18 protein-coding genes are annotated in these 22,832 nt (G+C 70.0%); 10 read left to right on the plus strand and 8 right to left on the minus strand.

The window, feature by feature from the left end:
• Nucleotides 1-348 precede the first annotated feature (348 nt).
• Nucleotides 349-2,112 (plus strand): GAF domain-containing sensor histidine kinase, encoded by a 1,764-nt coding sequence (locus ACPA54_RS30280; protein WP_423534582.1) that lies wholly within the window; start codon nucleotides 349-351, stop codon nucleotides 2,110-2,112.
• 180 nt (nucleotides 2,113-2,292) lie between these two features.
• Here the strand turns inward: ACPA54_RS30280 and ACPA54_RS30285 are convergent, their stop codons facing one another.
• On the minus strand, nucleotides 2,293-3,258 hold the full coding sequence (locus ACPA54_RS30285) for a universal stress protein (RefSeq protein ID WP_423534583.1): 966 nt from the start codon (nucleotides 3,256-3,258) through the stop codon (nucleotides 2,293-2,295).
• A 386-nt stretch (nucleotides 3,259-3,644) separates the two neighbouring features.
• Complete coding sequence (locus tag ACPA54_RS30290) at nucleotides 3,645-3,950, minus strand: IS3 family transposase (protein WP_423534635.1); 306 nt, start codon at nucleotides 3,948-3,950, stop codon at nucleotides 3,645-3,647.
• A 56-nt stretch (nucleotides 3,951-4,006) separates the two neighbouring features.
• Between ACPA54_RS30290 and ACPA54_RS30295 the strand changes: the two genes are divergently transcribed.
• From ACPA54_RS30295 to ACPA54_RS30325, 7 genes are all read left to right on the plus strand, one after another.
• On the plus strand, nucleotides 4,007-4,378 hold the full coding sequence (locus tag ACPA54_RS30295; protein WP_423534636.1) for a TetR/AcrR family transcriptional regulator: 372 nt from the start codon (nucleotides 4,007-4,009) through the stop codon (nucleotides 4,376-4,378).
• A gap of 122 nt (nucleotides 4,379-4,500) precedes the next feature.
• Nucleotides 4,501-5,685 carry an ROK family transcriptional regulator gene (locus ACPA54_RS30300; RefSeq protein WP_423534637.1) on the plus strand — a complete coding sequence of 395 codons (1,185 nt, stop codon included), beginning with the start codon at nucleotides 4,501-4,503 and terminating at the stop codon, nucleotides 5,683-5,685.
• 127 nt (nucleotides 5,686-5,812) lie between these two features.
• Nucleotides 5,813-6,832, plus strand: coding sequence for a sugar phosphate isomerase/epimerase family protein (locus ACPA54_RS30305; protein ID WP_423534584.1), 1,020 nt, complete (start codon nucleotides 5,813-5,815; stop codon nucleotides 6,830-6,832).
• A 181-nt stretch (nucleotides 6,833-7,013) separates the two neighbouring features.
• Nucleotides 7,014-8,558, plus strand: coding sequence for a sugar ABC transporter ATP-binding protein (locus ACPA54_RS30310; RefSeq protein ID WP_423534585.1), 1,545 nt, complete (start codon nucleotides 7,014-7,016; stop codon nucleotides 8,556-8,558).
• Nucleotides 8,555-9,685, plus strand: a complete 1,131-nt coding sequence (locus ACPA54_RS30315; protein WP_423534586.1) for an ABC transporter permease — start codon at nucleotides 8,555-8,557, stop codon at nucleotides 9,683-9,685. Before ACPA54_RS30310 ends, ACPA54_RS30315 begins: the two co-directional genes overlap by 4 nt.
• 114 nt (nucleotides 9,686-9,799) lie before the next feature.
• A complete protein-coding gene (locus tag ACPA54_RS30320; protein WP_423534587.1) occupies nucleotides 9,800-10,855 on the plus strand; it encodes a substrate-binding domain-containing protein in 1,056 nt (351 codons plus the stop codon).
• 77 nt (nucleotides 10,856-10,932) lie between these two features.
• Nucleotides 10,933-12,156 (plus strand): Gfo/Idh/MocA family protein, encoded by a 1,224-nt coding sequence (locus ACPA54_RS30325; protein WP_423534588.1) that lies wholly within the window; start codon nucleotides 10,933-10,935, stop codon nucleotides 12,154-12,156.
• A gap of 192 nt (nucleotides 12,157-12,348) precedes the next feature.
• Here the strand turns inward: ACPA54_RS30325 and ACPA54_RS30330 are convergent, their stop codons facing one another.
• The 4 genes from ACPA54_RS30330 to ACPA54_RS30345 all read right to left on the minus strand — a co-directional run bounded on the left by ACPA54_RS30330 (nucleotide 12,349) and on the right by ACPA54_RS30345 (nucleotide 19,022).
• Nucleotides 12,349-15,213, minus strand: coding sequence for a hypothetical protein (locus ACPA54_RS30330; RefSeq protein WP_423534589.1), 2,865 nt, complete (start codon nucleotides 15,211-15,213; stop codon nucleotides 12,349-12,351).
• A 1,575-nt stretch (nucleotides 15,214-16,788) separates the two neighbouring features.
• A complete protein-coding gene (locus ACPA54_RS30335; RefSeq protein ID WP_423534590.1) occupies nucleotides 16,789-17,550 on the minus strand; it encodes an SDR family NAD(P)-dependent oxidoreductase in 762 nt (253 codons plus the stop codon).
• A gap of 61 nt (nucleotides 17,551-17,611) precedes the next feature.
• On the minus strand, nucleotides 17,612-18,595 hold the full coding sequence (locus ACPA54_RS30340) for an alpha/beta hydrolase (RefSeq protein WP_423534591.1): 984 nt from the start codon (nucleotides 18,593-18,595) through the stop codon (nucleotides 17,612-17,614).
• 91 nt (nucleotides 18,596-18,686) lie between these two features.
• Nucleotides 18,687-19,022: a putative quinol monooxygenase gene (locus tag ACPA54_RS30345; RefSeq protein ID WP_423534592.1), complete on the minus strand. Its 336-nt coding sequence runs from the start codon at nucleotides 19,020-19,022 to the stop codon at nucleotides 18,687-18,689.
• Nucleotides 19,023-19,165: 143 nt separating this feature from the next.
• Between ACPA54_RS30345 and ACPA54_RS30350 the strand changes: the two genes are divergently transcribed.
• Nucleotides 19,166-20,071, plus strand: coding sequence for an AraC family transcriptional regulator (locus ACPA54_RS30350; RefSeq protein WP_423534593.1), 906 nt, complete (start codon nucleotides 19,166-19,168; stop codon nucleotides 20,069-20,071).
• Between the two features lie 14 nt (nucleotides 20,072-20,085).
• Here ACPA54_RS30350 and ACPA54_RS30355 read toward each other — a convergent pair whose 3' ends face one another.
• The gene (locus tag ACPA54_RS30355) at nucleotides 20,086-20,934 is read right to left on the minus strand and encodes an anti-sigma factor family protein (RefSeq protein ID WP_423534594.1); all 849 of its coding nucleotides are present in this window, start codon (nucleotides 20,932-20,934) and stop codon (nucleotides 20,086-20,088) included.
• Nucleotides 20,931-21,587, minus strand: a complete 657-nt coding sequence (locus tag ACPA54_RS30360) for a sigma-70 family RNA polymerase sigma factor (RefSeq protein ID WP_423534595.1) — start codon at nucleotides 21,585-21,587, stop codon at nucleotides 20,931-20,933. Before ACPA54_RS30360 ends, ACPA54_RS30355 begins: the two co-directional genes overlap by 4 nt.
• 149 nt (nucleotides 21,588-21,736) lie before the next feature.
• Here ACPA54_RS30360 and ACPA54_RS30365 point away from each other — a divergent pair, with 149 nt between their 5' ends.
• Nucleotides 21,737-22,789: a CHRD domain-containing protein gene (locus ACPA54_RS30365; protein WP_423534596.1), complete on the plus strand. Its 1,053-nt coding sequence runs from the start codon at nucleotides 21,737-21,739 to the stop codon at nucleotides 22,787-22,789.
• The last annotated feature ends 43 nt before the right edge of the window (nucleotides 22,790-22,832 follow it).

Genomic DNA, 22,832 nt, shown 5'->3' on the forward strand with positions numbered 1-22,832 from the left:
GCGAGCGTGGGGCTGCTCGGCCGCCGTGATTTACCGGCTGCCGATCCGCGGCCCCCACGACTTCCCCTTCGGCTATGTCGACATCGATGTCCAGCGCACGCTCGGCAGAGGTGTGGAGCCAGGCACCGTATGCCGCGCCCCACACCTCCCGATGCCCCCCAGTCACTCTCCGTCGCATCATTGGGTGGGGTGGACCGTCCGGGTGCAGGCTGAGAAGGAAGCCGGGCGAAGGCTCGTGAGACGCCCTCGCCGGGACGGGAACGCAAGGCGCCGGAGTGCGGGGCTGATCCGGGCACGTAGGACTGCGCGATGCAAAGCGAAGAGCAAGAGGACCAGGCGGGGCGGTCCGTGACTGCGGAAGGCGACGTGCCGGTGCCGCGGATGCGGTTGGACGAGCTGCAGACGCACATCGAGCGAGTCCGCGGCTCGCGGGACCGGATTCACCTGCTGCTCGAGGCGGTGCTGACCGTCGGCGGCGATCTGGAGCTGGAAGCGGTGCTGCGCAAGATCGTCGAGTCCGCCGTGTCCCTGGTGGACGCCCGCTACGGGGCCCTGGGAGTGATCGGTGAGGAAGACGAGATCGCCAGGTTCCTCACGGTAGGCATGGACGAGGACACCATCCGAGCGGTCGGTCCCTACCCCTCCGGCCGCGGGATCCTGGGACTGCTGATCCGCGAGCCGCACCCGTTGCGCCTGCACGACCTGACCGCCCACCCGGAGTCGTTCGGGTTTCCGCCGGACCACCCGCCGATGCGGTCCTTCCTGGGAGCTCCGGTGCGGGTGGGCGACAGAGTGTTCGGGAATCTGTACCTCACGGAGAAACGCGGCGCCGTCGACTTCGACGAGGACGACGAAGCGCTGCTGCGGACGCTCGCGGTCGCGGCCGGGGTGGCGATCGACAACGCGCGGCTGTACGAGGAAGCACGACGCCGCGAGCGGTGGCTGGCCGCATCGGCGGAGCTGACCCGCAGCCTCTTGTCCGGCGACGACCCCGCCGCGGTGCTGCGCGCTTTCACCACGATGGTGCGCAGGATGGCCGAGGCCGACCTGGTGACCGTGGTCGTGCCGGTTCCCGGCAGCGAGGACCTTGTCGTCGAGGCTGTGGATGCCGTCGACGACGCCGATGCGGACCTGGTCCGCGGCTTGGTTCTGCCGAGCGGCGAATCCCTGGCAGGCAAGGTCTACGCGTCCGGGGAGACGGTCGTCGTCGGAGATCTTTCCACCGACCCACGTGTGCACGCTGCCCAGAAGAATGTGTCGGCCACCATGGGGCCGGCGTTCATGCTGCCCCTGGGTACGAGCGACCACGTCCGCGGAGTGCTCCAGGTGATCGCGCACACCGGCCGGACCGGCTTCGCCGACGCCACTGTGGGGATGGTCTGCGGGTTCGCCGGACACGCCGGGCTGGCGTTGGAGATCGCGGAGCGCCGTCGCGACAGCGAACTCATCGCGGCGTTCCGGGAACGCGACCGCATCGCCCACGATCTGCACGACGTCGCCATCCAGCGGCTCTTCGCGGCCGGAATGACGCTGCAAGGCGTCGCCCGGCTCGTCGACAACCCCGACGTCCAAGACGTCGTCATGCACACCGTCGACGATCTGGACGAGACCATCCGGCTCATCCGGTCGACCATCTTCACCCTCAAGAACCGCGATCGCACGCGTTCCACAGGACTCCGCGGCAGCATCCTGCGCCTCGCCGACGAGGCCGCACAGAACCTCGGGTTCGCGCCGGTGGTGCGCCTGGAAGGCCCGCTCGACACCGCTGTGCCCGAGGATCTCGCGGATCACGCCCTGGCAGTCCTCCGCGAAGGACTGTCCAACGCCGCCCGCCACGCCCGCGCCGCACACGTGGAGGTCGCCGTCCAAGTGACCGCCACGCACTTGCGCCTCACCGTCGAGGACGACGGAGTCGGGATCTCGGTGCCTCCCGATCGACGCAGCGGCCTGGCCAATCTGGACGCCCGCGCCCGGGAACTCGGCGGAACCTTCCGGATCGCGCCGACCGATGGCGGTCCGGGTACCGTGCTCACCTGGACCGTTCCGCGAACCTCGGGCAGCACGGGGGCGCCGAGCCGGGACCTGGGAGAGGCAGGCGCGACGGAGAACTAATGGGACGGGCCCGTGCTCGTGAGAGCCTGGGCGTCGTCGGAGGTGCGGCGTCACTCCGGGAGTTCGAAGAGCTGATCGGATCGTCGACCGGCCTGGTGACAGGTGGGTGATGCGGCGACCCGTCAGGTGATGGTCGGCAGCAGCCCTTCGGGGAGGCATGCGTTACCCGCCTCGTCGCCCTCAGGCGTCGCCGCTGGGAACCACGACCAATGGGCATCTGGCGTGATGGATCAAGCCGTGGCTTACCGAACCGAGCACCATGCCGCGGAATCCGCCGAAGCCCCGGGTGCCGACGACCAGGCTGAGCGCGTGCTCCGACTTGTCCACGAGAGCCTTGACCGTGTGGCCTGTGGTGACCTGCGGACGTACCGTGACGTCCGGATATTTGGCCTTCCACCCGGCGAGGCTCTCCGCGAGCCGCACTTCGCCGTCGGCGGTGGCGCGCTCGGAGACGTGCGGACCGGTGGTCCGGACGACCAATACCGCGGTCAGGAATGCGCCTCGGCGTGACGCGTCGTCGAAGGCGTAGGCAATGGCGGCTTCGGACCGCGCGGAGCCGTCGACGCCGACGACGACCGAGGGGCTGACCGATGAATCGTGCTCACGCTCCCGGACAACGGCCACAGGACACAGTGCGTGGGCGGCGACCGGAGCGGCGATGCTTCCCGTCGTGAGCATCTCGGTGAGCGACGAGAGCCGCCGCGACCCGAGCACGAGCATGGCGGCATGCTCCGATTCGGCCCTCAGAACGTCGACCGGTTTGCCGTCCACCAGGCTTTCGATGATCTCGAGTTGCGGATGCCGCGCGGCGGCGAGCGCCCCTGCTTCGACCACGACGGCTTCCGCCGCATCGCGGAAGCGGCCGCCCCAGCCGTGCACCGGCGGAGTCCGGTCGGGGTCTTCGTAGGTTTGCACGGACCATGAGGTGGCGTGCGCACGGTGGCTTCCGCGGTGCCGCGGAGCATTTTCGCGCCGGTACGGTTCGTCCGGCCGGGGCGCGCCCGCCGGCCAGTCGAGCGCTCGGATCAGCCGCAGGCCGCGGCCCCGCAGCATCGCCTCGTCGGCAGCCCAGAGAACGGCGGTGCGTGCTGATTCGCTGTTGTCCACTCCGGCGACCACGGGACGTCCGGTGACGGTTCCGGTCATGGTCGGCACCTCTCTTGGAGGAATCCACCCGGGTTCGAGGAGACGTCTCACCGACAGCGTCTACCGGCGGAGCGGCAAACGACAGGGCCGTTGGTCCCCATGAGGGGAATTGATGGCTTGCTCGCGGAACTGCGCTCCTCCACGCGCGGAGGTGTACAGCGGCGTTGCGGTTGGCGCCGGGGTGACGATCACGCACCTCTTCGAGACCTGCATCCACAATGACTCCGTGACCGGTGGCTTCGCGTTCGCGCAGGCCACCGGCGCGGCCTATCACGTGAACGCGGACGAGGACGTGGCGTTCGGGCGTGTACTGGTGCGCGACGGTGATGTGGTCGCGGTCGGGGACCGGCTGCATGTGGCGGTCATAGCCACACCGGGCCACACGTTCACCCACCTGGCATACGAACTGCGCGAGCACGCGTCCGACGCGGCGCGGCCTGGCGCATCAGGCGGGCGACGCGGCGGCGCCCGGCCCGGGCGTCGCCGCGGACCGGGACCGCGTGGACGCGCGGGGCGCCGCAGCTGCCGCGTGAAGCCCGATGGGCGGCGGCGATGCGTTCGGTCAGTTCGGCGTCGCGGACAGCGCGCGGACCGGGGGCCGCGGTGCGGCGGCGGTAGTAGGCGGCTCGGGAGGCCTTGAGCAGTTCACAGCCATATTTGACGCTGTGGCCTGCGGTTTTCTCTGCCTCGATGACGGGTGCACCGTCACCGGGTCTCTTGCGCGAAGAAAGCCGTGGCCCGCTTGAGGATGTCCACGTCCTGCCGCAGCAGGGTGTTCAAACCGTCGACCGCAAACCGGAGCCTAACCGTTGCCCACCCCTTCGGGCCGGCCGAGCAGCGCCGCCGCGACACGATCGCCGCCGCCGTGCGTGGTCTCGCGGCGGAACGCGGCTGTGCGGCCACCACCGTCCGCGACATCGCGGCTCGCTCGGGAACGACCCCCGACATCGTGTACCGGTGTTTCGTCTCCAAGGACCAGATCCCGCATCACGTCTCGATGGACTGGGCCGCTCAGACCAGGGCCGACATCCAGGACACCGACTACCCCCGCGCCGGACTTTGTCCTGGAAGAAAAGAATCTCTGAGTCTATGTGCTGAAACTTCTTCCACTCAGGAGTGAAAGTGGCTAGATTCGCGCCTGATCGCACTTGGCATGACTGGGGCGGCGTTCGGTCGTCCGAGGCAACTCATGGGGGACTGGTGCGCGATGGGGCGGGTATTGCGGAGGCCGATGCGATGCGCGTGACGACCCGGCCGGAGAACGCGCACCAGACGCGGCTCCTCGAACTCCTGCGGGACGGCGGCCCACGGTCGCGCGCCGAGTTGGGCGACCTGGTGCACATGTCGCGGTCCAAGGTCGCCGTCGAGTTGGACCGGCTCACCGAACTCGGGCTGATCCAGAACGCGGGGCTCGCGGCGTCGCGCGGCGGCCGACGGTCCGGCATCGTGTGCCTGTCTCCGTCGCTGCGGTTCGTCGGGATCGACATCGGCGCGACGTCGATCGCCGTCGCCGTCACCGACGGCGAACTCAGCGTCCTGGGACGGCTGCAGGAACCCTGCGACGTGCGGCAGGGCCCAGACGCGGTACTCGGTCTCGCCCTCACGCTGGTGGCCAAGGTGCGTGACCAGGGCCTGTTGCCACAGATCCACGGCGTGGGGCTGGGCGTACCCGGTCCGGTGAGCTTCCGCGAGGGTGTCCCGGTGGCGCCGCCCATCATGCCGGGCTGGGACCGCTACCCGGTACGCGAGGCACTGAGCCGCGAACTCGGTTGCCCGGTTCAGGTCGACAACGACGTCAACATCATGGCCGTCGGCGAGCAGCACGCCGGTTCGGCCCGCTCGGTGGACGACTTCCTGTTCATCAAGATCGGCACGGGTATCGGCTGCGGCATCGTGGTGGACGGCAGCGTGTACCGCGGCGCTTCGGGCAGCGCCGGCGACATCGGGCACATCCGCGTCGCCACCAGCGGACCCACGTGCGCGTGCGGCAACGTCGGGTGCCTGGAGGCGTTCTTCGGTGGCACGGCACTCAAGCGCGACGCCACCTCCGCCGCCCGCTCGGGCAAATCCCCCTACCTCGCCGCGCGGCTCGCGGAGGCCGGCAAGGTGGGTGTCGAGGACGTCGCGCAGGCCATGATGGCGGGCGACGCCGCCGCGATGCGCCTGGTACGCGCCGGTGGCCAGCGTGTCGGCCAGGTCCTGGCCGGCCTGGTGAGCTTCTTCAACCCGGGACTGATCGTGCTCGGCGGAAGCGTGCCGAGCCTGCTCGGGCACCCGTTGCTCGCGGAGATCCGCAGCGTCGTCTACCGCCAGTCGCTGCCGCTCGCGACCGGCAACCTGCCCATCGTCCTGTCCGAGCTGAGCGACAGCGCCGGGGTCATCGGTGCCACACGTGGCATCAGTGACCACGTCTTCTCGGCCCCCTGACAGCCCTCTCGACCGTACGAGCGCCACCACAGCACCCACCCGACAGCCCACAAGCACCACGCGATCCGCACGACCCCACCCGACACGGCCCGTTGCAGCTCCGGGCCCGGACCAGGGAGAAGGCACGATGGCGCGACCGATCACGCTGTTCACCGGCCAGTGGGCCGACCTGCCGTTCGAGGAAGTCTGCCGCCTCGCATCCGGCTGGGGCTACGACGGCCTGGAAATCGCCTGCTGGGGCGATCACTTCGACGTACGCAGAGCCCTCGAGGACGACGACTACGTCGTCGGGCGTCTGGCGGTTCTCGACAAGTACGGCCTCAAGGTGTGGGCGATCTCGAACCACCTTGTGGGGCAGGCAGTTTGCGACGCGGTGATCGACGCGCGGCACGAGGCGATCCTGCCCGCCCGCGTCTGGGGCGACGGTTCGCCCGAGGGGGTGCGCACGCGTGCCGCGCAGGAACTCAAGGACACCGCACGAGCCGCCGCAAGGCTGGGAGTGCGTACTGTCGTCGGGTTCACAGGCTCGTCCGTCTGGCACACCGTCGCCATGTTCCCGCCCGTCCCCGAGTCGATGATCGAGGCCGGCTACCGCGACTTCGCCAACCGGTGGAACCCCATCCTGGACGTCTTCGACGAGGTCGATGTGCGCTTCGCGTGCGAGGTCCACCCCAGCGAGATCGCGTACGACTACTGGACCACCGTGCGGACGCTGGAAGCCGTCGGCAACCGTCCGGCATTCGGACTGAACTGGGACCCCTCGCACTTCATCTGGCAGGACCTCGACCCGGCCGCCTTCCTGCTGGACTTCCGCGACCGCATCTACCACGTGGACTGCAAGGACGCCCGGGTGCGCACCGGCGACGGGCGCCGCGGGCGGCTCGGCTCCCACCTCCCGTGGGGCGACCCGCGCCGCGGCTGGGACTTCGTCTCCACCGGCTTCGGCGACGTGCCGTGGCAGGACTGCTTCCGCGCGCTGAACACCATCGGCTACACGGGACCCATCTCGGTCGAGTGGGAGGACGCCGGCATGGACCGGCTGTACGGCGCAGCCGAGGCGCTCGCGTTCGTCCGCCGTCTCGCCGCGATCGAGCCGCCTTCGGCCTCCTTCGACAGCGCCTTCGCCTCGGACCGCCGCGACTCCTGACCGCCGCACCGCCCGCACAGGCCGCCTCCACGCCCGCGGACCGCGCGCCCTCGCCCCATCACACCGCGCCCCGCAGAGAACACCGCGCCCATCGCACCGCGCCCCTCACAACGCGCATCTTTTCGGCCCCGCTCCACCGCCCCCGCACGGCCGTCGCCACCGCTCGTGAGAAGGAGCCTCCATGCCCACGGCCTCCTCCGCCCCACCCGCTCCGCCACTGCTGGCCATGCGTGAGATCGTCAAGCAATTCCCGGGAGTGCGTGCGCTGGACGGTGTCTCGCTGGAGGTGCGCGAGGCCGAGGTGCACTGCCTGCTCGGGCAGAACGGCGCCGGGAAGTCGACGCTGATCAAGATCCTCGCCGGCGCGCACCGGCCCGACGAGGGGGTGCTCGAATGGCACGGCGAGCCGGTGCGGCCCGGCAACCCGACCGCCGCGATCCGGCTCGGCATCTCCACGATCTATCAGGAACTCGACCTGGTGGACGGCTTGTCCGTGGCGGAGAACGTCTTCCTCGGCCACGAACGTGCCCGGTTCGGGCTCACCCGGCGCGGCGAGACCAACCGGGCCACCACCGCACTGCTCGCCCGCTTGGGCCACGGCGAGATCCCGCCGACCACCCCGGTCGGGCGGCTGCCCGCGTCCGGGCGGCAGATCGTCAGCATGGCCAGGGCACTGTCCCACGACGCACGGCTGATCGTGATGGACGAGCCGTCCGCGGCACTCGCCCACGACGAGGTGGAGAGCCTGTTCCGCACGGTGCGGGAACTCACCTCCGCCGGGGTGGCCGTCGTCTACATCTCCCACCGTCTGGACGAGATCCGCGAGATCGGCGACCGCGTCACGGTGCTTAAAGACGGCCGGACGGCCGCATCCGGCCTGCCCGCACGCGAGACGCCCACGAAGGAGCTGGTCGCCCTGATGACCGGGCGCCGCATCGAGTACGCCTTCGCGCCGCGCGCTGCCCGTGACAAGCCGCCCCAAGCGGACCAATCCGCCGAGATCCTGCGCGTCGAGAACCTGTCCCTGCGTGGCCGCTTCGACAATGTGTCCTTCTCGGTGCACGCCGGGGAAGTCGTCGGCCTCGCCGGGTTGGTGGGCTCCGGGCGGTCGGAGATCCTGGCGGCGATCTACGGTGCCATCCGGCCGACTTCGGGTCGCGTGCTCCTGGACGGTATGCCGCTGCGCCCCGGCAGCACCCACGCGGCGGTCCGGCGCGGCATGGGCCTGGCTCCCGAAGAGCGCAAGTCACAGGGCCTGTTGATGCTCGACACGGTCGGACGCAACATCACCGTCGCGTCGCTGAGCCGCTATGCCCGGTTCGGTTGGTTCGACCGGCGCCGCGAGACCGAGGACGCCCGGCGGCAAGCCGCGGCCCTCGACATCCGGCCGGCCGACCCACACCGCCCGATCCGCACGCTGTCCGGAGGTAACCAGCAAAAGGCGGTGCTGGCCCGCTGGTTGCTGCACGGTTGTCGGCTCCTGCTGCTGGACGAGCCCACGCGTGGCGTCGACATCGGGGCCCGCAGCGAGCTGTACGCACAGATGCGCACGCTCGCCGACAGCGGCATCGCGATCGTGGTCGTCTCCAGCGAGATACCCGAGGTCCTGGGCTTGTCCGACCGAGTGCTGGTGATCCGGGACGGCCGCATCATCGAGCGCGCCCCCGCGGGCGAGTTGGACGAACACCGCGTACTGGACCTGGTCATGGAAGGCAGCAGCCTGTGAACCGCGACGTACGGGACGACCCCGCAACCAACCTCCCGGCAACCGAGGACCCCGCGGCCGACGCGACCACCGACCCGCCGAAGCCGCTCCCGCCGAAGCCGCTCCCGCCGGCCTCGGCGGACGATGCCGAACGCGACGTGGGCGGGGCCCGGCGCGGCCCGCTCGGCTTCTTGTTCGCGCACGCCGGCGCGTCAGGCGCCCGGCAGCACATCGCGCTGCTGGTCGCACTGGCCCTGCTGTTCGTCATCGGCCTGACCACCAAGGGGGACCGCTTCGCGACCAGCAGCAACATGGTGACGATCCTGTCCCTCGCGGCCGTCGTCGGCGTGATCACCGTGGGCATGACTTTCGTCATCATCGGCGGCGGCATCGACCTGTCGGTGGGCGCGCTGATCGCGCTCTCGTCGGTGTGGTCGACGACCGTCGCGACCCAGGACACCGGCCTGTTCGGCATGCTGTTCACCGCGATCGTGGTGGGCGTCGTATGCGGCCTGCTCAACGGGGTGCTGATCGCGTTCGGCGGGCTGGTGGCTTTCATCGTCACCCTCGCGGTGAGCGTGTCGGCACGCGGCCTCGCCGAGCAGATCTCCGACCGCAAGTCGCAACTGGTGAAAGTCGACGGCTTCCTGCGGATCGCCGAGGACAAGTACTTCGGCATCCCGATGCACGTGTACCTGTTCCTGGTCGTCGTGGTGGTGGGCTGGATCGTGCTCAACCGCACCACGTTCGGCCGCCGGACGTTCGCGGTCGGCGGCAACCCGGAGGCGGCCAGGTTGGCGGGCATCAACGTCCGCCTGCACACCTGCCTGCTGTACGTCGTTTCCGGGCTGTGCTGCGGCATCGCGTCGATCATGCTCACCGCGCAGGCGAACACCGGCGCGAGCACGCACGGCCAACTCTACGAACTCGACGCGATAGCCGCCGTGGTGATCGGCGGGACGCTGCTCACCGGCGGCTTCGGGTCGGTCGTGGGGTCGATCCTCGGCGTCCTGGTGTTCACCACCATCCAGGACCTGTTCATCCTCAACAACCTCGCCTCGCCGATCCAGCAGATCGCCAAGGGCCTGATCATCCTCGCGGTGCTGCTGATCCAGCGCTGGGGCGGCATCCGCCGCCTGCCCGCATAGGACACCCAGACCTGCGGGCCGGCGGCGACCGTACCGCCCGACCCGCACACCCGGCCCTCGTCGTTCGGCGCAACCCCGCCCGGTCCCCAACCTTCATCCCTTCGGGAGTCACCCATGTCCCAGCTCCATCGCAGAGGCTTCCTGCTCGGCGGCGCCGCGCTCGGCGCGGGCGCCCTCCTCACGGGCTGTACCGGCAACTCGTCGGACAACGACACCGGCCCGCAGGTCAAGGCACCAGCATCCGGCTCGGGCAGCCCCGAGGCGCCCGGCAAGCCCGTCACGATCGGCTTCTCGGCGCCCGCCGCCGACCACGGCTGGACAGGCGCGGTCAGCCTCAACGCCAAGGCACAGGCCAAGCAGTTCGCCGACGTCACACTCAAGGCCACCGAAGGCACCAACGACGTCAACCAGCAGATCCAGCAGGTACAGACGCTGATCGACGCCAAGGTCGACGTGCTGGTGATCCTGCCCTACGACGGCAAGGCGCTCACCGCGGTGGCACGGCGGGCGATGGAAGGCGGCATTCCCGTCGTCAACCTGGACCGCGTCTTCGCGAACGCGCTGTCGTACCGCACCTGGATCGGCGGCGACAACTACGGCATGGGCGTCAACGCCGGCACCTACATCGCGTCGCGCATGAAGCAGGCCGGCAAGGCGAACCCGGTCGTGGTCGAGGTGGCCGGCATCGACAACCTGGAGCTGACGCAGCAGCGCAGCCAGGGTTTCCGTGACGCGCTGGAGGCGGCCGGCATGAAGGTGGCCGCACGCCAAGCCGCGGACTTCACCGCGGCGGTCGGGCAGCGCGTGACGGCGCAGTTGTTGCAGGCCAACGGCAAGATCGACGCGTTGTGGAATCACGACGACGACCAGGGCATCGGCGTCATGGCGGCGATCAAACAGGCCGGCCGGGACAACGAGTTCCTGATGGTCGGCGGCGCGGGGTCGAAGAAGGCCATGGAGGACATCAAAGCGGACAACACGCCGCTCAAGGCCACCGTGTTGTACCCGCCGAGCATGGCGTCGTCGGCGATCATCCTGGCGCGCATGATCGGGCAGGCGAAGGCCCCCGGCGACCTCGCCGAATTGGAGGTGCCCGCGTCGATCACCACCTACTCGGCGGTGGTCACCAAGGAGAACGTCGACCGCTATCTGCCCACGGCGTTCTCGTAGCCCACCCGCGGCGGCGATCGGCGTTCCGACCGCCGCCGCGTGCGTCGCACGCAGGCGTCCCGAACCGAAAGGCACCCATGTCGTCACTTCCCCAAAGCTCCCGAACCGCGCGCCCGCCGCTGGGCATCGGCATGGTCGGCCACGCGTTCATGGGCCGGGTCCACTCCCACGCATGGCGCTCCGTGGACGCCTTCTTCGACCTGCCGCTGCGGCCGGAGATGCGTGTCGTGGCCGGCCGGGACGCGACCCGCGTCGAGGCCGCCGCGGCCCGTCTCGGCTGGGCCGAGGCGAGCACCGATTGGCGCGAACTCCTGGACCGCGACGACATCGCGCTGATCGACATCTGCACGCAGGGGTCCTCGCACGCGGAGATCGCCATCGCCGCATTGGAGGCGGGCAAGCACGTGTTGTGCGAGAAGCCGCTGGCGAACTCACCCGCCCAGGCCGAAGCAATGGCACGGGCGGCGGCGAAGGCGGCCGGGCACGGCGTACTGGCGATGGTCGGTTTCAACTACCGGCGGGTTCCGGCGCTGTCGCTGGCCCGGTCACTCGTCGCCGAGGGCCGGCTCGGCACGATCCGCCATGTCCGCGCTCGCTACCTTCAGGACTGGATCGTCGATCCCCAGCACCCGCTGGTGTGGCGCCTCGTGCGGGAGCAGGCGGGCTCCGGCGCACTCGGTGACATTGGCGCGCATATCATCGACCTGGCCGAGTTCCTGACGGGTGACCACATCACCGGAGTCAGTGCGATCACCGAGACGTTCGTCCGCGAACGCCCGCTGGGTGTGGCGGCCACAGGCATCGGGGGCCGGGCCGGCGAGGGCGGGGGTACGGGTAGCGGTACCGGTACCGGCACGGTGACGGTCGACGATGCGGCCATCTTTCTGGCCCGGACCACCGGCGGCGCACTCGCGACGTTCGAGGCCACCCGGTTCGCCAGCGGCCGCAAGAACGCGCTCAGCATCGAACTCAACGGCTCGCGCGGCAGCGTGGCGTTTGACTTCGAGGCCATGAACGAGCTGTGGTTCCACGACCACGAGGATTTGCCGGCCACCGCCGGGTTCCGCCGCATCCCGGTCACCGAGCCCACCCACCCGTACACCGCCGCCTGGTGGCCGCCTGGGCACGGCCTCGGCTACGAGCACAGCTTCACCCACCAGGCCCGCGACCTGATCGAGGCCATTGCGTCCGGTACGGCGCCCGAGCCGTCCTTCGACGACGGCCTGCGGGTCCAGCGAGTGCTTGCGGCGGTGGAGACCAGCGCGGCCAACGGCAGCTTGTGGACGCCGGTGGCGGCCTGACTGCCACCGCAAACGCGTGCGGGGTTGAGTCGTCAACGGCCGACCACCCGGCGCTGCTCGTCGCACCAGCCACCACAAACGACGACGACACCCGCTCCCAACCTGACAGAGCACACCCCGTTGCAGTACTGGACCGGCCGCACACGCGGACGCGCCTGCGGCCGGAAACGACGGGACCGCCAAGGGGTGGGGCTACCAGTGGTACTCCTCGCGTTCCATCCATTCGGCGAGGGCCTGGGAGAACCACTGCAGGACTGGGAGTTCGTTGAGGCGGAGGGAGTAAGCCTCCGCGAAGAAGTCCGCCATGTCGGCGTTGCCCGCGTCCTGCGACTCGTCGGTGAGGTGCCGGAGTTCGAGTTCCGCCACCTTGCCGGCGAAGGTCGTCAGCACGCCGGCGCCGCTGCGGTGCAGCACCGCATAGGCGACCAGGCGCACGATGTGGAAGTGGCTGCGCGGGCGCGGGTCGTCGATGTCGCCGACGAAGCCCTGGTCGTCGGTGAAGACCGAGTCGAGGAACACGATGCTGCGGGTGTCCGGTTGGAAGTTGCCGCGGCGGCGGCGTTCCACGGCGGCGTCCTCGGCCTGGGCGTTCGGGACGTGCTTGCGGACCAGGCGGCAGCCGCGGAGTGCGGGGCGGTCGTCGGCCGGCACGCGTGCGAACGCGTCGCAGACCTGGACGAGTTCGGCCGCGGTCCACTGCGCGCCGTCAACACCGGTGATCTCGGAGATCCCGTACTGCTTCTGCAGCAGTTCCCGCGCCTGGTCCGCCGTCATCCGCGCCGCCGCCGCACCGGCCGCCGACCGGGTGCCGACCAGGCGCAGCACCAGGATGCCCTTGGTGCTGAAGGTGACCCGTACGTAGTACACCGTGGCGCCCGGCCCGGAGCCGGTGACGGTGGCATCGACCACCATCCCCAGCCGTGCGCCGCTCTCCGCGAAGATGCGGCGTGCCGCGTTGCACAGCCACGCGAGCTCCGCCTTGGACAGGGCGCCGCAGCCGCGGAACCGCACCGCGCGAAAGCCCCGTTCGCGCAGGGTGATCAGGCAGTCCGTCAGTGCCGCCAGCGGCTGCCCGGATGCCGCGTTCCCCGGGGCGACCGCGACGCTGCCCCCGCCGGGCTCCAGGGTGATGATGCAGCTTCGTGCGCCGAGGCGCTTCGCCGGCGCGGGGGCGGGCTGCGGCGGCGGCTTGAGCAGCGCGGCGAGTGCGGCACGCTCTCGTTCGGCGGCGGCCTTGAGCACGGCGAGGTCGGCGACGGGCGCCGCGTCGGGGTCGAGGCGGGCGGCGATCTCGTCGGCCAGTGCGTCCATCGCCTTCTCCATGACGACGCGTTCGATGACGTCCGCCTGCATGCCGGCGAGTTGCTTGCCGAGCTCGTCGAACTTGGGTGCCATCGCGGCATATCGGGCCCGCAGCCGGGCGATGAACTCGGGTGACGGACCACCCGCCTTCTCCAGTTCGTAGCAGAACGCGTCCAGGGCAGTCTGCACGCCTTGGATCGCGGCGATCTGGGGCCCGGTCAGGGCCGCCGGCTCGACGCCGACCAGCTGCGCCGCCTGTCCGCCGATCCGGTAGCGACCCGAGCGGAACCACTGGTACAGCGGCGGGGAGACATATTCGAGAGCGGCGGGGTCCGCGAGGAAGATCGAGTAGCACTCGGCCCAGAACTCGTAGGGTTTGGAAGGCCATTCACCCCACGAGTAGCGCGTGATGGGCTGGAGGCCGAGCTCTTGGACCTTGAGAATGAACTCGGTCAGGCATCCGTTGCCGTGCAAGCTGCGGGCGATGGTGAGGGCGCAGGTGACCTCGGTGTCCGGCAACTGCCGTGCGAGTGCGTCGTACTCGGCCTGGACTTCGTCGCGCTTGGCGCCGGTCAGCCTCTTGTCGTTGAGGAACTCGCCCAGTTCGGCCATGCGCTTCCGGATACGGGCGACCTCCGCCTCCAGCGACTTGATGCGCTCCGCGTTCGGGATCTTGTCCGTCTGGAACCAGACTTCCAGGGAGTGCCCGATCTCGTGGAGGACGGTCATGTGGGTGTAGGGGATGGCGTCGAGCCCGCCCCCGACGAACGCCTTGAGGTCCTGGAAGCAGTGGTCCAGCACCGTCAGGGTGTGCGTCGAACCGTTGTAGCTGGCCGCCGTCTTGGTGGCATCCAAGGCGTCGGTGGCGGGCAGCTTGCGGCGCAGCAGGACGAGGTTGCGCAGAGAGCCCCGATCCCACAGCGGGATGCGGCTGAACGCCGCGCGGATCTCCATGAGCTGCTCGACCGTCCACACGCCGCCCGCGGCGGTCGTGACGGCCCCGATTCCGAAGTCCTGCTGGAGTTGCAGGGTGATGTGCTCGATGGTCACGCCGGTGGTGACCACGGCCGGCACCTTGCGTGCCTCGAAGGAGATGTGCACCCGCGTGCGGTGCTGGGTGACGATGAGCCGCGCGTACATCGGCGGCCGGTTCGCCGACAGCACTTCGAGATTGCAGATCAGCTCGGCCAGGAAGTGGTTGGACATGTAGTACCGGTAGGCCACGTTGCACAGCAGCGTGAGCTCGGGCCGGGTCAGCGCCCCGGAACGGCCGAGGTCGAGGAAGACCGCGCCCTCTTCGCGCATGAGGGCGAGCACGCGGGTGAGCTGCTGGTACTTGCGCCGACTGTCGGGTTCTTCGGCACGCCAGAAGTAGTCGCCCTCGTGGTGGTAAGTGTTGGTGGCGATAGTGGACGGCGACGAGGGGCGCACCTCGGGGTCAGGGCTGAACGCGGCGCGCGGCTGCCGCTTCACCAACTCACGCATCACGCCGACCTGTTCCCGACACTCCGCCTTGGCCGCGGCGACCACGGCACCCGCCCCGGCGAACAGGACGGGAGCTTCGTCGGCCAGGATCGTCCGCATCAGGCGCAGGATCGTCAGCTCGATGCCGTCGTACCCGGTCTTCTCGATCTCCGAGATGAGGGCGGTGAGTTGGCCCATAATGTCCGTGAACCGCGCCTCGCTCGGCTTTCCCTCGAAGGCTTCGAGCAGGTCGGCGATCGTGGCCAGCCAGGTCCGGTGTTCGTCGCGCATGCGGATCCCCCTCCCGGCCGGTCTCCCCTCCGGCCAGACCCACCAGGCTAGCCAAGTCCCCGGCAACCGCGGCAGGGCGCACACGGGGCGCGAACCCCGACCCCTACGCCTCCGCGCGCCTCGGCGCGGGGATGCCTGCCCGCTGCCGTCCGAGGCCGGACGGCTTCCGACGGCTTCCGGCATCATCGGGCGGATTCCGACGCCTTCCTTCAGCCGTGGGGCCGGGCCGCGCCTGGGCGGATCCCCGTTGATCCGCCTATTCGGCGCCCGGTTCGGCGACTTCGGGACTGGAACGGGATCGACGCCTGGGTGCGCGGGATAGCCGAGAAGTTGGCCGCCGAGTGACTGGTCGAAAGCCGGCGCCGCAGCCATCAAGGCGACGGGCTGGACTTGCGGGCCTGAACGACGACCCGGCCGTGGTCGCGTTCCCGGCCGCGAGCGACCGCATCCGCCATCGCAGGGTCCTCGGAAGGCTGCTCAACGACTACCGATCAGCCGCATAAAGGCCGCAGGACCGGCGTCAGAGTGTTCGACTGCCACCGGCTCGCGTGACAGCTCCTTCGGGAGCGCGGTGGGAGACGGTGGCCGCGCGTGGTCGCGAACGGCGCGGCGCGACTCGCGCCGGAACGGGGGGGCGGGGGCGGTGGCGAGGAATCGGCCGAACACGCGGCTTCGTCTCGCGGTTGGAGCTGCTCGCGGAAGACCCGGAACGGCGTTGCCGCGCCACCGCAGCGGCATCCGACGGCCCCGCCGAACCGTCGGCGGCCGCACGAGCGCCGGCGAGGTCACCCGCGGGGGCTGCCGTGCTCCGCCGTCTGGCAGCGCTCGACGCGGAGATCGACCGGCTGACGCGACTACGCGACCGCCTCGCCCGCGCCGCCGACGTTCCGTGCGCGGGTGAAGCGGACCATGCTCTGGCCGGCGAGGCGCCGTCGGAACAGCCAGGTGACGATGCGGCCGTTCGTCGGGGCGACGCCCAGGCGTCAGGCGCGGGGGCAGTGGCGGGCCCCCAGGCAGGGTTCGGTCCGACCCGGCGTCGACGAGCCGGCCCCCGTAGGACGGTCGGCTGACGAGGTAGCGGCCTTGATCGCCGGCTTGCGCGTTCAGGTGCCGAAGGGCGGCCGCGTTGAGCCGGTGGGCAAGCCGGTGCCCGCCGACGAAGGCGACCCGTTCCTGTCGACGACGGCACGGCTCAGTGCCGCCCAGCCGTTTCAGGTTGTCTCGGACGGCCGCTACCTCATTCCGGTTCCGGCAGTTCGTCGAGGAGACGCACCAGGACGCTGTCTACCACGCTCCGGGCGGAACTGTGTCCGGAGGCCGCGCCACGGCATCGATAACGGCTGCTGGCTTCGGCCATCGTAGGCTCTCTCCCTTTGCTGTGCCGGCAAGCGGGCTCCATCCCGTCCCTGGGGCTCGGGGGTGCGCAGTCGATCCGGTGGTGCGGGCGCGGCGCTTCCAGGCCAATCCGCGCCCTGCCGGGACGTTGCCGGGTCACCATCCACGGCCTGCGAACAGCGCAGGGGCCGCCCTGGTGTCGCCGCTCCGAAGCCGGCGCAGGCGCGGCCGGCGTGTCCGCTAGAGGTCGTAGCCGCCCGAGACTTCGATGTTCTGGGCGGTGACCCAGCGGCTTTCGTCGGAAAGCAGTGTGGCGATCATCGAACCGATGTCGTCGGGTTCGCCGACGCGGCCAAGCGCGGTCCTCCCGGCGAGAGCCGGGATGACTTCGGGGAAGCGGGCGAAGGCGTCGTCGCCGATTCGCGTGCGGGTGGACCCGGGAGAGACGGCGTTGACGCGGATGCCGCGGGGGCTGAATTCTTTGGCCATGTAGCGGGTGAGCACGTTCACGCCGCCCTTCATCGTGGCGTAGGCCGCGTAGCCGCGCTCCAGACCGGTCGTGGCCGTTGCCGAGCTGCTGCTTGTGTTGACGATGGCGCCGCCGTCGGTCATCAGAGGCAGGAGCTTTTGGGTCAGGAAGTACGGTCCTTTGAGCAGCACCCGCATGAGATGGTCGAACGACTCCTCGGTGGTGTCCTCAATCAACGACGTCTGTGCGAAGCCGGCGTTGTTTACCAGGTGGTCGAAGCTGTCACGCTGCCACGTGGCGCGCAGCGCGGCGGCCACCATGTCGCGGAAGGGCGTGAAGGTGCCTGATGCGCCGAGGTCCAGCGGCAGCGCCACGGCGGTGCCGCCCTCTTTCTCGATCGTGGCGACAGTGTCCAGCCCGCCTTGCCGGTTGGTGCCGTAGGTCAGGATTACTCCGCTACCGCGCTTGGCGATCTCGATCGCGGCGCTTTGTCCGATGCCGGAGCTGGCTCCCGTGACGATGGCGACCTTCATGGTGTTTCTCCTGGGTGTGTTCGTTTTGCGAAGCTTTGGGGCGTTCATGTCGGATCGAGGGCTATGCGGCGGCGTCCGGGTGCAAGACGCGGGCCAGCCAGTCGGTGCGGGTGCGGCGGGCCGTGACCGACAGGCGCGCCTGGGGGTACAGGGCGTCGAAGCCGTGGAAGCCGCCTGCCCAGACGTGAAGTTCGGCCTGTCCGCCGGCTGCCCAGATGCGGGTGGCGTAGTCGGTGTCCTCGTCGCGGAAGACTTCGGCGGAGCCGGTGTCGATGTAGGCGGTCGGCAGTCCGGACAGGTCGTCGGCCAGTGCGGGGGACACGTACGCGGGGACCTCACCGTCCGTGAGGTCGCCGAGGAGGCATCGCCATCCGAAGGCGTTCATCTCGCGGGTCCAGACGCCCGGCGTGTGCGCGTACTGGCGGCTGGACGTCGTGGAGTTGCGGTGGTCGAGCATGGGGCAGACGAGTACCTGCGCGGCGATCGCCGGGGTGCCGAGGTCGCGGGCCAGCAAGGTGACGCCTGCGGCGAGGCCGCCGCCCGCGCTGGCGCCGGCGACGACGATCCGGGCCGGGTCGATGCCCAGCTCGGCGGCGTGCTCGGCGACCCAGAGCAGCCCGCGGTAGCAGTCCTCCACGGGCGTGGTGCCCGTGGACTCCGGTGCCAGCCGGTAGTCGACCGAGACGACGACCGCGCCGAACCGGTCGAGCCACTCCAGGGGAATGTCGATCTGGGAGAAGCGGTCGCCCATGACCATGCCGCCACCGTGCATCCAGTAGATGCAGGGAACGGTGGAGCCGATGCGGTCGGAGGCGGGGGCGGGGTGGGAAGGACGGAAGACCGACAAGGCGATCGGGGCGCCGTCTTTTGCGGGCACGATGGCGTCGAGCCGCTCGATCTGCCGGCCGGCGAGCAGGGGCTCGACCGGCGTCGAGGAATGCGGGCGCAGTTGCCCGAGCAGTTCCGTGTCGAGCGTGGACATCAGCGGCATGTCGGCGAGCAACGCGTGCAGTTCGGGGTCGAGAGCGGGGCGTGCGGAGGTCATGGAGGTGCCTTTCGCGGGTGGGGGAGTGGGCGCGGCCGGGTCGACGAGCGCCGAGGCCGCCGGCAGACAGATGTGCGCGGACCCGGCAGGGTCAGAAGGCGGCCTTGCCGCGCACCGGGACGTAGTCGGTGTACGCGGACTCCTCGGCCAGCAGTCCGGCGACCTGCGCCACGATGGCCTGGGCGGCCTCACCGGCGAAGATCCGGTGGTGGTCCACCTCGCTGGTCCAGCCCTCGGTGACCTGGACGACATCGGGGTCGGATGCGGATCGGGAAACGATGTAGACGATGCAGTGTTCGTCCGCACCCGGGCGGCCTTCGTCGAGGCCCGTCAGCAGGAGGTCGACGAGGTGGCTGCCCATGCCGGGCTTGGCGGTCAGGGTGGCGTTGAAGCCGTACCCGACGGATTTGACGGGGTTGACGTTCATGGAATCCCTCTTCCGGAGCGGTGGCGTGAAGTGATTCCAGTCAAGCGCCCTGACCTGCGGAAACGTTAGAACGATGCTCGCGCGTACGTGCACAATCCTCGTGTAGGCGAGAGTCGGGCGAGGGCTGATGCTGCAATGGGCGCATGAGCCTCGCCGAGCTTCGCTTCCTGTTGGACCGGCACGCACGTCCCGACTGGACCACCGCCATCGACGGCGTCCTCGTCTCGAAGGTCGACCTGGCGGAGCCGTCGGCGCCCGCCATGTCCGGCACGGTGCTGGCGGTCATCGCCCAAGGCGCCAAGCGGCTCGCCCTGGGCGACCGGGTGTACGAGTACGGGCCCGGGCAGTACCTGGTCGCCTCCGTCGATCTTCCTGTCACGGGGCAGTTCCTCCAGGTCGAGCCCGAGCATCCGGCACTGGGCTTCGGTCTCGTGCTCGAACCGTCCGCGGTCGCCGAACTGCTGTTGCAGGCCGGCCCCGGAGACACACCTCGCGGCGGCGCCAAGGCCCCTTCGGGAATTGCCGTGAGCGACGCCTCGCCGACGCTGCTCGACGCGGTGGTCCGGCTGCTGCGCCTGCTCGACGAACCCCGCGACCGCGCCGTTCTCGCCCCGCTGGTCAAACGCGAGATCCTGTGGCGGGTGATCACCGGGGAACAGGGCGAGACCGTGCGTCAGTTGGGCTTGGCCGACAGCAGCCTCAGCCACGTCTCGCGCGCCGTACGCTGGATTCGCGAGCACTATGCCCAGCCGTTCCGGGTCGAGGACGTGGCTCGTCTGTCCGGCATGAGCGCTTCGGCGTTCTACCGCAACTTCCAGGCGGTGACGGCTATGAGCCCGATCCAGTTCCAGAAGCAGATCCGGCTTCAGGAGGCCCGGTTGCTGCTCGCCACGCATCCCGGTGACGTCACCGGAGTCGGGCAACGCGTCGGCTACGACAACCCGTCCCAGTTCAGCCGCGAGTACCGCCGCCAGTTCGGCATGCCTCCGAGCCGGGACGCCGTCCGGCTGCGGGAGGTCGCGCGCCGCCCGGCAGGCGTCCTTTCCTGACGCAGGACCGCCGGTCAGACCGGGATGGTCAGGAGCGTGCGCCCGTCCTCCGCACGGACCTCCACGTGGTCGAGTGCGTCCTTCGGCAGTGAGGTCCCGCCGTGGAAGGTCAACGGGGTCGGGTTCGACGGAACGCCGTAGCCCTTGTCCGGGACGGACCAGCTCCCGATCTCCTCACGGCGGCCGTCCTTGGCCACCGCGATCAACGAGCAGCGCAACGGTCCGCGTACGCCGCTGAGTTCCAGGCCGACGTGGCTTCCCCAGCCTTTGCTTTCCACGGCGATGTAGCCGTTGGCTCCGTCGAGCCCCGCCGCGGAGCCGTCGGCGGGGTGCCGCTCACCGGTGAGCAGAAGCTGTCCGGATGGGGAGGTAGGCATGACGTGGTCGGGCGACTGGGCCTGTGCCGGCGTGGAGCGGGAGTCGTCGAAGCCGCCGCCGATTCCGATGCCGGCGATGACGAGTGCGGCGGCTGCCGCGGCCGCGGCGAGGCCGATCGCGGCGCGGCGGCGGGTGCGGTTCCTCGCCGAACGGCGCCCGTCGAGGTCGGTCAAGGGCGTGGGGGTGGCCGTCGTCGGAGCGTCCGCGGTCGACTCCCGGCGGTCCTTGGATGCGGATGCGGGTGCGGATGCGGGTGCCACGCGAAACCGGCTGCCGTCCCCGACCGAAGACGGCGATGTCGGTGGTGCCGTGAAAGCGTCGGCGTCGACATCCGCGAACAGAGCGCGCATGCCGCCCAGTTCGTCGAGTTCTGCCTGGCAGCGGGGGCAGGATGCCAGGTGCTCCTCGAATGCCTCGACGTCCGCCGCCTCGAGGAGGCCGAGGGCGTAGGCGCCGACGTCCGTGTGGTCGACGGGTGCACTCATGACTCCACCCCCCTCTCCTCAAGTGCCAGCTTGAGCGCCCGCACGGCGTAGTACACACGGGACTTGACCGTGCCGACCGGGATACCGAGGGCCTCGGCCGCCTGATTGACGCTGCGGTCGCGCAACACGGTCTCCACCAATACCTCGCGGTGCGCTTCCGACAGCGACTGCAGCGCGTCGGCCACCACCATGCTACGCAGCAGCGGCTCGACCTGGTCGTCTGCTGGTACGTACTCCAACGGCTCCGGGTTCACTTCCTGCGGGCGGGCACTTCTGGCTCTGCGGTCGTCGATCACGATAGGCCGGGCGACCGTTGCCAACCACGGCATCGTCGACCGGTCTTCTTCGTCGGAATCGATCCGGTCGGCATTGCGCCAGGCCCGGACGAACGTCTCCTGCACGACGTCCTCGGCCCACTGACGGTCGCCTCCCGTCTGCTTGAGACAGAAGGACAGCAGGGGTACCGCGTAGCGCCGGTAGAGCACTTCGACGACGTCGGGCGCGTGGGCCGGCTTCGGCGCCGAGGACTCCGGCGCCGAGGACTCCGGCGCTGTCCGCGCGGCCGGGATATCCGAAGCGGTTGAAGGCTCTTCCGCTAAATCGCCCGGGCGGCGGCCCCGCGACCGGCCGCCCCGGGCGGAGAAGATCTTCATGACTCCGTGTCCTCGTTTCGTTGGCTCGCACGTGGTTCGGAAGCCTACGGAAGAAATTTCGCGGTCGTTGAACCCTCGCACGGGAGCGGTCCGTACGGGGAGGCGACAACGCGCCGCCGACGCGGCGCCCTCGACTCGGGAGCCCCCTCATGGCCAAACGTAGGTTCACCCTGCCCGCAATCGCCCTCACCGCGACCCTGATGGCCGGTTTGACCGCATGTGGGTCGTCGGGCGACGGGAAGTCGTCGGGCACGGCCCCGCAGAATGCCCCCGTCGCCGCCAACACCCCGGGCACCAGTGCCCCGTCGATGGACCACGGCGGTCATGACGCCGGCCAGGCGCCTGCCGACCAGGCCAGGAACTCCGGAGCGGAGGAGCCGGTGAGCGGGGACGAGGCGTTCTTCGTGGCCCACCTCTCCGGGGCCGAGGAAGTGCCGGGCAACGACGGCAAAGCGGTCGGCGACAAGGACGCGAAGGGCACGGCGTACGTCCGCATCAAGGGCAACCAGGTGGCCTTCGCAATTACTTGGGAAGGCATGGCGGCCCCGACCGCCGCGCACATCCACCAAGGGAAGCAGGGCGCGAACGGTGCGGTGGTCGTGCCGTTCTTCGCCGCACCGCTGCCCGACACCTCACACGCGGCGACGGGGAGTGTCGCGGTGGCCGACCAAGGACTGCTCGACCGCATCAAGAACAACCCCGGGAACTGGTATTTCAACATCCACACCGGCGAGTTCCCCGGCGGCGCGGTCCGTGGCCAACTGGCCAAGCTCGACCAGCCGTTCGACCTGAACTCCGTCCTGAAGACCGGAAAGCCCGACAACACCGTCACCGCGAACGCGACCGGGGCGCAGGAGGTTCCGAACAAGGAGAACAAGCCGGTCAACGACCGGGACGGCAGCGCGGTGACGTCGATCCGCCCGTGGGGCAACTGCGTCGACTACGCGTTCCGTTGGAAGAACGTCGCGCCGCCGACCCTCGGCCACGTGCACCAGGCGCCGGTCGGCACGAACGGCGATGTCGTCGCCATGCTCTTCGCCGCCGACAAGGGCCTGCCCCAGTCGATCACCGGCTTGGCCGGGACGGCCGAGAACATCAAGCCCGAGGTCGTGAGTGCGCTGACCGCGAACCCGTCCGGCTTCTACACCAACATCCACACCGGCGAGTTCCCGGGCGGCGCGGTCCGCGGCCAACTCGGCTGACCGCGACGTCGCGGCGGTGGACCGGCCTGTGAGGATCCGGCCC

The organism is Uniformispora flossi (genome assembly GCF_049534875.1).
GTDB classification, from domain to species: domain Bacteria; phylum Actinomycetota; class Actinomycetes; order Streptomycetales; family Streptomycetaceae; genus Yinghuangia; species Yinghuangia aomiensis.